The organism is Asticcacaulis sp. AC402, assembly GCF_000495835.1.
Lineage (GTDB): Bacteria > Pseudomonadota > Alphaproteobacteria > Caulobacterales > Caulobacteraceae > Asticcacaulis.
The window spans coordinates 121,167-134,128 of sequence record NZ_AWGC01000014.1 but is presented as its reverse complement, the minus strand read 5'-3'; the positions used below and the strand labels follow the sequence as shown (position 1 = coordinate 134,128).

13 protein-coding genes and 1 riboswitch are annotated in these 12,962 nt (G+C 61.2%); of the genes, 8 read left to right on the top strand and 5 right to left on the bottom strand.

The features are described from left to right. Nucleotides 1–64: 64 nt before the first annotated feature. Nucleotides 65–685: a CDP-diacylglycerol--glycerol-3-phosphate 3-phosphatidyltransferase gene (pgsA, locus tag ABAC402_RS29170; protein ID WP_023449279.1), complete on the bottom strand. Its 621-nt coding sequence runs from the start codon at nt 683–685 to the stop codon at nt 65–67. Nucleotides 686–828: 143 nt separating this feature from the next. After that, a riboswitch (cobalamin riboswitch) is annotated at nt 829–1,015 on the top strand. A 52-nt stretch (nt 1,016–1,067) separates the two neighbouring features. On the opposite strand from pgsA, the gene ABAC402_RS29165 reads away from it, so the two are divergent. Further along, on the top strand, nt 1,068–2,993 hold the full coding sequence (locus tag ABAC402_RS29165; RefSeq protein WP_023449278.1) for a TonB-dependent receptor domain-containing protein: 1,926 nt from the start codon (nt 1,068–1,070) through the stop codon (nt 2,991–2,993). A 902-nt stretch (nt 2,994–3,895) separates the two neighbouring features. On the opposite strand, the gene moaC is transcribed toward ABAC402_RS29165, so the two are convergent. From moaC to ABAC402_RS29150, 3 genes are read right to left on the bottom strand one after another with little or no spacing between them, the layout of a single operon-like run. Continuing rightward, complete coding sequence (gene moaC / locus ABAC402_RS29160; RefSeq protein ID WP_023449277.1) at nt 3,896–4,369, bottom strand: cyclic pyranopterin monophosphate synthase MoaC; 474 nt, start codon at nt 4,367–4,369, stop codon at nt 3,896–3,898. Continuing rightward, nucleotides 4,366–4,809, bottom strand: a complete 444-nt coding sequence (locus ABAC402_RS29155) for a molybdenum cofactor biosynthesis protein MoaE (RefSeq protein ID WP_023449276.1) — start codon at nt 4,807–4,809, stop codon at nt 4,366–4,368. Before ABAC402_RS29155 ends, moaC begins: the two co-directional genes overlap by 4 nt. Beyond that, nucleotides 4,810–5,034 (bottom strand): MoaD/ThiS family protein, encoded by a 225-nt coding sequence (locus tag ABAC402_RS29150; protein WP_023449275.1) that lies wholly within the window; start codon nt 5,032–5,034, stop codon nt 4,810–4,812. A 144-nt stretch (nt 5,035–5,178) separates the two neighbouring features. Between ABAC402_RS29150 and ABAC402_RS29145 the strand changes: the two genes are divergently transcribed. The 7 genes from ABAC402_RS29145 (at nt 5,179) to ABAC402_RS40195 (ending at nt 12,042) form a co-directional block, all read left to right on the top strand. Further along, nucleotides 5,179–6,342, top strand: coding sequence for an SDR family NAD(P)-dependent oxidoreductase (locus tag ABAC402_RS29145; protein ID WP_023449274.1), 1,164 nt, complete (start codon nt 5,179–5,181; stop codon nt 6,340–6,342). A 62-nt stretch (nt 6,343–6,404) separates the two neighbouring features. After that, entirely contained in the window at nt 6,405–7,268 is an 864-nt protein-coding gene (locus tag ABAC402_RS29140; protein ID WP_023449273.1) for an isoaspartyl peptidase/L-asparaginase family protein, read from the top strand. A gap of 255 nt (nt 7,269–7,523) precedes the next feature. Beyond that, entirely contained in the window at nt 7,524–8,861 is a 1,338-nt protein-coding gene (locus ABAC402_RS29135; protein ID WP_235079941.1) for a DUF1800 family protein, read from the top strand. A gap of 2 nt (nt 8,862–8,863) precedes the next feature. After that, nucleotides 8,864–10,024 carry a DUF1501 domain-containing protein gene (locus tag ABAC402_RS29130; RefSeq protein WP_031235498.1) on the top strand — a complete coding sequence of 387 codons (1,161 nt, stop codon included), beginning with the start codon at nt 8,864–8,866 and terminating at the stop codon, nt 10,022–10,024. Between the two features lie 102 nt (nt 10,025–10,126). Continuing rightward, nucleotides 10,127–10,540, top strand: a complete 414-nt coding sequence (locus ABAC402_RS29125) for a hypothetical protein (RefSeq protein WP_031235497.1) — start codon at nt 10,127–10,129, stop codon at nt 10,538–10,540. A 19-nt stretch (nt 10,541–10,559) separates the two neighbouring features. Then, nucleotides 10,560–11,642, top strand: a complete 1,083-nt coding sequence (locus tag ABAC402_RS29120; protein WP_023449269.1) for a PHB depolymerase family esterase — start codon at nt 10,560–10,562, stop codon at nt 11,640–11,642. 259 nt (nt 11,643–11,901) lie between these two features. Continuing rightward, nucleotides 11,902–12,042, top strand: coding sequence for a hypothetical protein (locus ABAC402_RS40195; RefSeq protein WP_023449268.1), 141 nt, complete (start codon nt 11,902–11,904; stop codon nt 12,040–12,042). A 319-nt stretch (nt 12,043–12,361) separates the two neighbouring features. On the opposite strand, the gene ABAC402_RS39195 is transcribed toward ABAC402_RS40195, so the two are convergent. Continuing rightward, nucleotides 12,362–12,925, bottom strand: a complete 564-nt coding sequence (locus ABAC402_RS39195; RefSeq protein ID WP_023449267.1) for a PH domain-containing protein — start codon at nt 12,923–12,925, stop codon at nt 12,362–12,364. Between the last annotated feature and the right edge of the window lie 37 nt (nt 12,926–12,962).

The following is a 12,962-nucleotide window of genomic DNA, read 5'->3' as shown; positions in this document are numbered from 1 at the left end:
GCCCTGAGGACATAGCCATTCATCGAAAAACCGCGCTGACGGGCGGCACGCCCCGACAAAACTATCAAAGCGCCTTCCGTGCGGCAATGAAGTAGGCAAATCCCGACCAGAGCGATACGATCACGGCCGCCAACAGCAGAAGGTAGGCAAGAGCGAAAACGCCGCCGGCAAATTCCGGCGGCAAATCGAAGGCTGACCAGCTTTGCGCGAGCAGCATGGCACCCAGAGCCACGAGTTGTATCGTGGTTTTGGCCTTGCCGAGGAAACTGACCGGCACCTTGACGCCCTTGGCGGCGGCAGCTTCGCGAAGAGCGCTGACGGCGAATTCACGAAACAGGATAAAGGCCGCCGGCAGGGCGAAATATGGATCGCCGGTATTGATGGTGAACAGGCCCAATATCGTGCCACAGACCAGAATCTTGTCGGCGATAGGGTCCAGAATGGCGCCCCACTGGCTTTCGGCATGGAGCTTGCGCGCCAGTATACCGTCGAACAAATCGGTAAAGGCGGCAATAACGAAAGTGTAGAAACCCCAGCGCTGCAAGGCAAACAACGTTTCTGACGTGACATTCAGGAACGGGATACCGCCCATGGAGCCCGCCAGCAGACAGAACATGACGATCCCGGCCACCAGCCGGATCATGGTCAGGATGTTGGGGATGGGGTTGACCTGCTCACCAGTCATCGTAGACGCACCTTGGGCTTTCGGTTTAGCTTGCACGCGAGATAGCATGTTCCCATCGCAATACCAGTGCAATTTGTTGCCACAGTGGCACGATCGCCCTGATTTACCGGCCGGAGCTTGACGCGGCCCACGGTTTCCGTCTAAGGCGGCGACGTGCCGAAGGTGCTCCCGCCATGGCGGGAGAGAATAGGGAACCGGGTGAAAATCCCGGACTGTGCCCGCAACTGTAAGCGCCGAGTTTCTCTGCAATGCCACTGGGTCAAACCGGGAAGGTGCAGCGAAACGTTTGAGGCGCAAGTCAGGAGACCTGCCCGCGGCTGTCGTCCTTTGTGCCGCCGGGAAGTGCAGCACCAGCTCGGGAGCCCCCTTGAGAGACGATGCCATGTCAGCCGAAGGGCCGCGCATCGCCGTGGTCCATCGGCTTTCGTCTCTGACCGAAAGACCGCTTTACATGATCAGGCGCACCCTCCTCTTCACCGCTGCCTCCGCAGCTTTTCCCCTGTTTTCTCACGCAGAACCGATGACGGAAGTCGTCGTCACGGTCACCCGGCAGGCCCTGCCCGTCTCGCGGGTCGGCCAGGCCGTCGCAGTACTCGACGACCGCGATATCCAGACCTATCAGTCGGTTTATCTCGCCGATCTGCTCACTCGCACGCCCAGCCTGACCCTGACCCGAAACGGCGGCCCGGGTTCAGCGGCCAGCGCCTCGATTCGCGGCGCCGGCGCCGACCATACCCTGTACCTGCTGGACGGTATCCGCCTCAACGACCCGTCCCAGGTTGGCGGCGGTACTAATCTTGGCCTGATCGCCACCGACGACGCCGCCCGCATCGAAGTCCTGCGCGGCCCGCTGTCAACCCTGTGGGGCTCCGGCGCCCTGGGCGGGGTGGTCAGCATCACGACCCGCGAAACGAGATCGCCTCTGGAGGGCACGGTTGCGCTGGAAGGCTTCGAACATGGCGGTTCGGCGCGCGCGGCCGCTGGCGGAAAGGCCGGCCGCTTCACCTGGCGGCTGTTCGGCCAGACCCTGAAGGACGACGGTGTGTCGACCTTCGCCGGTGGACGTGAAACCGACGTCTTCACCCAGACCAGCCTGTCCGCCAAAGGCGCCTTGGCCGTCGCCGACAATGTTACGGTACGTGGCTTCACCACCTACAGCCGCAGCCGCAACGACTATGACGGTTACCCGGCACCGCTGTATGCGTTCACCGATACCGAGGAATATGGCCGCACAAGCACCCGTGTCAGCGCCATCGCATTACTGCATCGCTTCGACAGCGGCGAACAGACCCTGTCGATTAGCGAAAGCGAATCCAACCGTCACGACTATTTTAGCGATGGCTCGCAATTCATCGCCCTCGGCCAGATCCAGTCGGCCAACTATCACCTCCTGTACCGGCTAAGCGATAGCACGCGGCTGCTTGGCGGGGTCTCGTACGAGCGCGATACCATGCGCCTCGCCAGCCCGGCGCCGTGGGATCCGAATCCCGCGTCACAGAGCGTTTCGGTGACAACCTACGGTCTCTACGGGCAGGTCATGCAGGAGGTCGGGTCTGCGACGCTGGCTTTGAGTGCACGCCACAACGACAGTTCGAGTTTCGGCAACCTCAATATTGTCCAGGCTTCGGTCAGCGCGCCGGTCGGGCCGTTCCGCCTGCACGCCAGCGCCGGGACCGGGGTAAAGGCTCCCAGTCTGTATCAGTTGTACAGCGATTACGGCCAGCCCGGGCTGATGCCGGAAAATGGCGTCACGATCGACGCCGGGGCGGACTATGTCACGGATAGCGGCCGCATCGGCGTCACTGCCTTTACCCGCACGGTACGCGATCTCATCAATTTCCAGTACGACAACTGTCGCGTGGATCAGATGTATGGTTGCTATGGCAGTATCGATCGCTCGAAGGCTATCGGCGTCGAGTTGACCGGCCACTACAGCTTCGGCGCCTGGACGATCCGTGGCGACTACAGCTTCCTCGATACCCGCAATGACTCGCCGGGACAGACGGGCAAGGCTTTGCCCCACGCACCAGAGCAAGCGGGCGGCATCGATGTCGATTACCGCGTCACCGACCGCCTGTCACTGGGCGCCGGTCTGCGCCATGTCGGCGACAGTTTCGACAACGCCTCAAACAGCCGCGTGCTCGAAGGCTACGATCTTGTCGACCTGCGCCTGAGCTTCGACCTTACCGATCGGGTGCGCCTGTATAGCCGAGTCGAAAACGCCGGTGACGCTCGTTATGAAACGGCCAGCTTCTACGGCCAGCCAGGTCGGCGGGTGTGGCTGGGGATCAGCGCAAAGATGTTTTAACATCTCCCCCCCTTGAACAGGGGATTGCAGGCGTCCCGTGCCAGGGCAAGAGTGACCCTATATTGTAAGCCATTACCGAAGACTTTTTTTAAAAAGAGACCGCGGGGACGTCCATTCCTCGCGGTCTTTTTGCTGCGAGCCGCCGACGGACACCGATCAACACAGATTTTATGGCGATCCGGATAAAACCGAGACGCCGCATTTTCCCAAAAGAAATCTGCAGATGATACAGATTAGAGGGATTAAGAATCTAACACCAAGCCACTTTGACTTTGACATTCTTTCCGCAAGGGGACCCCTCCTGTATCGTCAGCTTAATGTGTCAGGTATGTCTCCGAACACCTGTCAGGCATGTCCCCGGTCCATACAAAGGGATGGGGAGGAGAAAAAAGAATATGTTCAATGGTTTCTTCTCCTCCCCATTTCAAATGGGGAGGTGCCGAGCAAGCGAGCCCAAAGGGCGAAGCGCGTCGAGGCGGAGGGGTCTGCCTACTGTCGATGTGTCAATCTTTTCGTTGATAGGTATAACACCAAGCCTCATAAAGAATGACCCTTGGTGTTCGCATTTTTTTAGCTCAAACGCCGGACTAGAGCGGGATGAGTTTTGATGGAATCCAAGTCCCGCTCTAAGTTTCTTTGTTTTGTCGCGCAATTTAACCGAAAAGTGCGGCACACTTTATCGGATTGCGCTCCAGGCGCCCCCCGTGGCGCCTCGCAAAAGCTCGGGCGCACCAGAAACGTACGCTGGCGCGCTTGCCAACCCGAAGGAGTGTCAAGAATTTCGCGGGTTGGTGTAATCTGTGTAGTCTGTGGAGCGTCTTAAACATAGATGCCGATACGCGGCTGGTTCAGGTCAAACCGGAAATCCGTGTTGATCCACATCCATCCGTGGTTCCAAAATCTTAACCAGCGCCGAAATCCGCCTTGCCGCCGATCTTGGCGACGACTTCGACACCTTCTATCCGCATAGTCTTATCGACAGCCTTCAGCATGTCATAGAGGGTCAGGGCCGCGACGCTGACCGCCGTCAGTGCCTCCATTTCGACTCCCGTCTGCCCGGTCGTCTTGACCTCAGCGGTAATCGAAAACCCGGGCAAGTCCAAATCTTCGACGATCTCGACCTTGACCTTGCTCAGCGCCAGCGGATGACACAGCGGGATCAGGTCCGCGGTTTTCTTGGCCGCCATCACGCCGGCCAGCTCGGCCGTCGACACCACCGCCCCCTTCGGCGTCTTGCCCTCACGTACCTGGCCGAGCGTTTCTGAAGCGCAAACCAGCCGCCCCACCGCCCGGGCAGTCCGCGCGGTCACTGCCTTGTCCGAAACATCGACCATGCGCGCGCGGCCGGCAGCGTCGATATGCGACAGATCGCTCATGACCACCTCTTCAGACTGACCGCATCGTCGGCGCGCGGCTCGACCCAGCGATTGACACCGTCGCCGACCTCGCGCTTCCACAAGGCGGCCTCCGACTTCAGCCGGTCCATCATGTAGTCGACAGCATCGAACGCCGCCCGCCGGTGCACCGACGCGGCAGCAACAAACACCACCGGCTCTCCCGTTTCCACCCGGCCACAGCGGTGCAGCACAGTTACGGCGCAAAGGTCGAAGCGCGCCTGGGCGGCATCAACAATATCGCGGATCGAGGCCTCGGTCATGCCGGGATACCAGTCGAGATAAAGGTAGTTGACCTCCTGAGCCTCGGAGCGCACCACGCCGGTAAAGGCGGCCACAGCGCCGTGATGGCCATGTTCGACCAGGAACTCGGCATGGGCGGCGGCGGCATTGAGCGGTTTTTCCAGAAGTTGAATCACCACCTAACCTCCAGAAAAGACGGAAAAAAACGCTACCTCGTCGCCATCTTGCAAGTCTTGGTCGGCGAAAACCTGGACTTGATTGACACTCATCCGAACATCTTTTGCATCGGCACCGGCCAGAACTCCGTCGCGCAAAGCGTACAAACGATCAGCCTCACGTGACATCTGTCGCACGCCCGCCACGTCTGCCATCCGGCCAAAAAACAGAACCGCAACCTGCGCCATTCTTCCCCATCCCGCCGCTGTAAAAATCGACGTAACGTAAACCATCCGCAAGAATCTACCCTTGGGCCAGTATAACGGCTTGATAATGGACCCATAACCGGTTCAATAGCCAACGATCAAGCCAAGCCTTCTCTCCGGATCTCCATGAGTCTCTCCAATTACCGGCTTTTGCGATTCCTGGCCCGGCTGTTCGGCAAGAAATCCAACCCTCTCCCCTTGCCCGACCCGTCTGATCCGGCGTCGTTCAAGGTGCTGCTGCATCGTCCCCAGGTCTATCTCGACACCGAAGGCCTGAAAGCCTTTTACAGCGGCAAGCGCATCCTCGTCACGGGTGCCGGCGGTTCGATCGGTTCTGAAATCTGCAAGCAGGCCCTGTCGCTGGGCGCTGGGCACGTCACCCTGGTCGATCACTCTGAACTGGCGTTGTATGAGATCGACCGCGCCATCCGCAACGACTTTCCCGGGGTCACCGCCCGGCCGGTCCTGTGTTCGATCCGGCGCAAGGAACGCTTTGCCGCCGTGGTCGCCGAGGCCAGACCCGACGTCATTTTCCATGCCGCCGCGCTGAAACACGTGCCGATGGTCGAGCTCAATCCGTGCGAGTCGGTCCTGACCAACGTTCTGGGGACGCAATATGTCATCGACGCCGCCAAGGCTGCCGGCGTCAAGCAACTGGTCCTGATCTCTTCGGACAAGGCCGTGGCGCCGTCGTCGCTGATGGGCGCCACCAAGCGCCTGGCCGAACACCTGATCCGCACCCAGATCTCCGATACCCATCAGGCCTGCGTCGTCCGTTTCGGTAATGTGCTGGGCTCGACCGGGTCGGTCGTGCCTTTGTTTAAATCGCAGATTGAGCGCGGCGGCCCGATTACCCTGACTGACAAGGACGTCGAGCGTTACTTCATGACCATTTTCGAGGCGGTCCAGCTGGTCCTGACCTCGGCCATGTATAATGCCCAGACGCCAGACCATAAGTCCGGCCTGTACATCCTGGAGATGGGCACGCCGATCAAGATCATGGATCTGGCGACCCGAATGATCAAACTTTACGGCCTGCGTCCGGACAAGGACATCAAGATCACCTTTACCGGCCTGCGTGAGGGCGAAAAAATCACCGAAGCCCTGGTCGACGACAACGAGATCCGCGAGCAGGTCCAACCCGGCATCTATGAGGTCGTCAATCAGGCCCATGTCGAGGCGGTCAGCGACGAGATCATGCAGACCCTGTACGGTCTGTCCCAGGAAGGCCACGACGAACAGGCCAAGACCATGGTCTTCAACCTGGTCAAATCGCTGCGCGCCGTCTGACTTGCGCTTGCTTCCTCCTGTTGCTTGCCGCATAGCTGGTTGCGGATAAAACGGAGGCGCGCATGATCGCCCTTGCCCTTCACGGCGGCGCCGGCGCGCGCCGGGGCCGAGACTACTCTACCGAAATCGCCCATATGCGCGAAGTCGCCACCCAAGCTCGTGAAAGCCTGCGCGCCGGTGGCCGAGCCTTCGATGTCGTCACCGAAGCCGTTGTGGCGCTGGAAGATTCCGGCCTCTATGTTGCCGGCCGTGGTGCCTCGCCCAACGCCGCTGGCCAATTCGAGCTGGACGCGAGCCTGATGCGCGGCGCCGACCAGGCCTGTGGCGCCGTTGCGGTCTTGCAAAACTTCCAGAACCCGATCCTCGTCGCCCGGGCTGTTCTGGAAAAAACGCCCCATGTCATGCTGGCCGGGGATGGCGCCGTTCAGTTCGCGACTGACCAGGGCATGACGCCCCTGCCCGGCGGCGAGACCTGGTTCACCCGCGCTGGACGTTTTGAGTCCAACCACCCGCCGGGCACGCTGAACCACGGCACCGTCGGTTGCGTTTGTCTCGATTCCCACGGCGAACTGGCGGCGGCGACCTCGACCGCAGGTGTGTTCGGCAAGCTGCCTGGCCGGGTCGGAGACACGCCGTTGATCGGCGCCGGCACCTGGGCTGACCCGCAGACCGCCGTCTCCTGCACCGGTCAGGGTGAGTACTTCATCCGCGTCAACGCCGCAGCACAACTGGCGTTTCGCCATAGGTCCGGCGAAGGCCTCGACGAAGCTGCCAATGACGTCCTGGGCCAGATCGCCGGCATGGGCGGTGAAGGCGGGCTCATCGCCGTCAACGCCGCGGGTCACGTCAGCGTGCCGTTCCGCTCCCAAGGCATGAAACGCGCCTGGTTTAGCGGCGATGGAGACATTTTCTCGGAAGCGTACTAAAATGCGTTCGGCTGGCCTGCGAAGTGCCAGTTTCTGCGTTTCCGGTGCTCACGTACTAAGCTCTGGTGTGCTAACGCTTCGCGCCTTGAGCACGGTACGCTCCGCTCCGGGTCTCGAAACCAGCACTTTTCGTCTCAGCCTGACGCATTCTCAAAGCTGTCTACAGGTTAAGCCATGCCCGAGCCCCATTTTCGTCTCAAGGACGCGCTAGGCTTCGAACCGAGAAGTCGGATTTTTGGCGTCAGGCGCAGTTCAGTGGATTTTGAGTCAGCATTAGCGTTGTCGCGGTTTGGGCTGGGTAGTACCGTCGCCGGGCTTGAAGCCCTGCCGGGGCCAGCGCGCGACATGATACACGATGAAATTGACCGCGGCCGCGTCGCCATGCCGGGCCAGGGCCGCCTCCCCACCTCCAGCCAGTTGATCGCCGAAGCCGCCGAATTCTTCCGCAGCCGCAAGGCTTCAAGTGACGACAAGACCGTCTCGCCGGTCAGCGCCGCGCTGGATGCCGAAATCACTGCGCGCTACCATGACGTCCTGATGACAGCGCCGGTCGGCTTCGGTGAGCGGCTGGTCATGTTCTGGATGAACCACTTTGCCGTCAGCGTCGACAAGGGATCATCGGTCCATATTTCGACCGGCGCCTATGAGCGTGAAGCCATCCGGCCCTATGTCTACGGACGGTTCACAGACCTGCTGCTGGCGGTCGAAACCCATCCGACCATGCTCTACTATCTCGACAATGTTGCATCGACCGGCCCCAACTCGAAGGTCGGCCAGAGCATGGGCCGCGACATCAACGAGAACCTGGCGCGCGAAATCCTGGAACTGCATACACTGGGCGTTGATTCCGGCTACAGCCAGGCCGATGTTACCGCCTTTGCCCAGGCCTTGACCGGCTGGAGCGCGTCGCGCCGCGCCCATGACAAGGCGCCGGTCGGCGAATTCACCTTCCGCGACAACCAGCACGAGCCCGGCGAAAAGACGATCCTCGGCGAAAGCTACCGCGAGGACGGCTTCTTCCAGGCCGCCGACATCATGGTCGGGCTGTCGCGCCATCCCGCGACGGCCAAGCACATCTCGACCAAGCTGGCCCGCCATTTCGTCGCCGATGATCCGCCGGGCAGCCTCGTCAACCGCCTGGCCGAAACCTGGATGGCCACCGACGCCGATCTACCGTCGGTCTACGCCATCTTGATCGACTCCGAGGAGTCGTGGGTACCGGCGCCGGCCAAACTGCGCACACCGCAGGAACATCTGATCGCCATGCTGCGCGCCACCGATACCCGATTGGCGCCCGGCCTGATCAAACGCGCCCTGACCGCCATGGGCCAGCCGCTATGGAAACCGCCAGGGCCCAACGGCTTCCCGGACATAAGTGCCGCCTGGCTCACCCCCGAAGGCCTGAGCGCCCGAATGGAGGTGGCCGCCCTGGTCGCCGCCAGGACGGCGCGCGATACCGATCCGCGGGAATTTGCCCCAGCCATCCTGGGGCCGCGCCTGAACGATACGACGCTTGATGCCATTGCGCGCGCCGACACCCTGCGCCAAGGCATCAGCCTGGCTTTCATGGCACCCGAGTTTATAAGGCGATGACCATGATCAACCGTCGACATTTTCTGAGGGTCACGGGTACAGCCGCCTTCGGGGCGTTTATCCCGCACATTGCCTCAGCGGCCGGGGCCCGCGATCCACGTTTCGTCACCATCATCCTGCGCGGCGCCCTCGACGGCCTGGCGGCCGTACCACCGGTCGGCGACCCGGGTTACAGCCGCCTGCGCCAGAACCTGGCCATCGGCAACACCCTGCCGCTGGACGCCATGTTCGGCCTGCATCCGTCCGTGAGCAATCTGGCGCGCCAGTACCAGGCGGGCCACGCCGCTGTCATCCATGCCAGTGCCACCGCCTACCGTGACCGGTCGCACTTCGACGGCCAGGACGTGCTTGAGTCAGGCTATCCGACGCCCGGCCACATCAAAACCGGCTGGCTGAACCGACTGCTGGTGGCCCTGCCCGGCGCCCAGCGCGCCGGTGGCACCGGCCTGGCCGTCGGGCCGGTGCCGCCGCTGGTCATGCGCGGCGCAGCCGAGGTCATGGGTTGGGCGCCATCGTCCTTAAGCCTGCGCGACGACAACCTGCCCCCGCGCATCCTGGCCATGTATCAGGACAGCGACCCCGCTTTGGCCAAGGCGTTCGACACCGCCCTGGCGACCGACCGGCTGGCGGGTGAAACCACCGGCGAGGCGCCTGGCAAATACCCGATGACCGCCATGGCGTCCGGCGCAGCACGATTACTGGCGCGCGACGACGGCCCGCGCGTAGCGGCCCTGGCTTTCAACGGCTGGGACACTCACGCCAGCGAAGCCAAAAAGCTGGCGGAGTTGCTGACCGACCTGGACGGCGCCCTGGCGGCGTTCGAGACCGAACTCGGGTCCAAATGGCGCGACACGGCCATTCTTGTCGTCACCGAGTTCGGTCGCACAGCCGCCGTCAACGGCACCCAGGGCACCGACCATGGCCAGGCGACGGTCGCTTTCCTGGTGGGCGGCGCGGTCAAGGGCGGACGGGTGATCAGCGACTGGCCGGGTCTGAGCCCCGCCCAATTGTACGAAGGCCGCGACCTGATGCCGACCACCGACCTGCGCGCGGTGATCAAGGGCAGCCTGACTGAGTTGTACGACCTGTCACCGTCGGTGCTGGCCAGCGACATTTTCCCGGATTCGGCGGCGATCAAGCCGGCGACCGGCTGGATCACGTAACCCCAGACGACGGTACATATCCTGATCATGCCGGGATCGTGTCTTGCATATCGCCCTTGCACATCCATACACCATCCGTACGGATTGCATATGGATGGCTTTATGAACGCGATGACGCCACGGGCGAAGTTTCCCGACAGCGAGAAGATCACCATCAACCTGGGCTATGTCGACCTGGGTCAGATCGACCTGCTGGTCCAGGAAGGCTTCTATGCCAACCGCACGGACCTTATCCGTACGGCCATCCGTAGCCAGCTCGAGCGCCACAATGATGCGGTGAAAAAATCCGTGGCGCGACACGACCTCGATATCGGTCTGCGCCACTACAGCCGCCAGGACCTCGAAACCGCCCGGTCTCACAGGGAAGTGATCCATATCCAGGTGCTGGGCCTGGTCACTCTGGCGACGGACATCGATGCCGAACTGGCCCGCGCCACCATCGGCTCCATCCGTGTCCTGGGAGCGCTTCAGGCCCCGGCGGAACTCAAGGCCGCTCTGGCCGACCGCATCCATTAATTTAAGTCGCGTACATATCATGAAACTGTTCCCCAAGATCGACATGAAGGAAGCTACCCGGCTGACCAAGCTGGGCAAGCTTCAGGAAGCACTGGCTGTCCTCAGCGGAAAAGCGCCCAACCACGGCGAGGTCGATCCGGACGTCATAGATATGACGCCACCATCGACGACGAGCGCTGCCTGGACCGCTTCGACGGCGCACGAGGGCAAGCCGCGGCCCTATCGGAGGGGAGCCGGAACCGCGTCGTTGCCGGAGGGCAGGCACTTCGCGACCTTTTCGTTTGCCAATGCGGCAGGGCAACGCGATTACAAGCTCTATACTCCAAGCCATTACGACGGATCACCCATGCCTCTGGTCGTCATGTTGCATGGCTGTACGCAATCTCCGGACGACTTCGCCACGGGTACCGGGATGAACCGGCTTGCGGAGGACCACGGTTTTCTTGTCGCCTATCCGGCGCAGCCACAAAATGCCAATGCCAACCGGTGCTGGAACTGGTTCAGGCCGGAAGACCAGGTCCGCGACCGCGGCGAACCGGCGATTATCGCCGGCATAATCCGCCAGATCATGGACGACCATGCAATCCTGCCGGCTCAGGTTTTCGCCGCCGGGTTATCTGCCGGCGGGGCAGAGGCCGCCATCCTCGCCGTGACCTATCCCGAGCTCTTCGCGGCTATCGGCGTCCATTCCGGACTGGCCGCCGGTTCGGCCCACGACATACCGTCGGCCTTTGCCGCCATGAGCCAGGGCGCAAAGCCAGCGGGCCGGCCGGGCGGCATACCCATCCCGACCATCGTCTTTCATGGCGACGCCGATCACACGGTCCACCGAAGCAACGGCGATCAGGTGATCGCGCAGTGCGTCGCCGGCCATAGCCTGGCATCGCAGATTCATGAGGGCGTGTCAGCCGGCGGCCGGGCCTACACCCGAACCGTGACGTCGGAGACTGGTGGCCGGGTTCGCACCGAGCACTGGCGCATCCACGGCGCCGGCCACGCCTGGTCGGGTGGCAATGCGGCCGGTTCCTACACCGATCCCAAGGGGCCTGACGCCAGTCAAGAGATGTTGCGATTCTTTTTCGAAGCTGCGCGCAGGCCGTAATCGACGGTCTGCGACACCCTGACACATCCGATATTTCCGAAACGAAACCCCGGTTTTGAGATATTTTCCGACCGCAGGATCCCGCACGCCAGGATTTAAGCGCAGCGCACAAAAAGCCGCCAACCTTACCATGTTGTAATCATAACTCATTGATTTTACGTAATAATTAATTCCAGTTCATGACTTGGTATTAATTTGAACTATGCACGCTCGGGGCGCATATGACGGACATCAACATGCTTCACAAGGAGTTAAGCACATGTCCACCCCCGTCCTTACCGCTTCCGCCCTGTTCGTCGTGACCCTGTTCATGATCGTTTCCCTGGTCACCGCAACCGGCCCGTCGAACACCTTGCAAAACAGTCTGGCCAATGTCGAAGCCACCGCTTCGAACGGCTAATTCGTTCTCAAACCGCATTCAAAAGGAAACCTGTCATGACCCGCACCATCCCCACAATCTTCGCCCTGGCCACCTTCACCAGCTTCATGGCGATCGCCCTGTTGAGCCTGGGCCAGTTCTAGAGCGCGATGTGTTTTGATGGACTCAAAACCCCGCTCTGCTTTTTTGTTTTGTCGCGTAATTAATCCGAAAACGGGCACGACCGTGCTGTGGTGTCCACTTTATCGGATTGCGCTCTAATCTTTTCAGTAAGCCTAAGCGCAAAACAAGGCGCGTGGAGCAAAAGCTCCCGCGCCTGTTTCTTCGGCTGTAACACCGATCAATCCTCGCGGCTGTTGCGGTTGCGGTCCAGTTCCTCTTCCAGGGCATGTTTGCATGCCACCGGATCGACCATGGGACCAAACTTGGTCTCCGACGATCCAGTACCGGTTACCGTGATATTGCCGTAGTTGAGCAGGCGGCCGAGGAAGCTTTGATAGACGTGGATGCTTTCGACCTTGGACAGGCGCTGTTCGGAGGTCGTACGCGACAGCAGGCCAAACTTGGCGATCACCCGCCGGTCGGTCAGCACAAAATCGGAGTTAAAATAGTAGATCAGGGCATTGACGAACCCGCCCAGCGCCACCAGCGCCAGGATGACGAAGAACAAGCCGTTGCTGATGAAATGAAAGAGCCCGCTGACGATGCCCTTGAACTCCGGATCACTGTCGAGATCGAGCTTGATATCGCCGGCCTTCCAGTTGAACACGCCCCACATGACGCTGAGCACGGCGGCGAAGATGATCAGCCGGACGAATGGCGTGACGAAGATGGCCCAGTGGACCTTGGCATCATAGAGAATTTTTTCGCCCGGCCTCAAAGCCGTATCGACATAGCGCGCCATCTGTAAGCCCCTTTGGAAATGGTTAACGCACTATAAC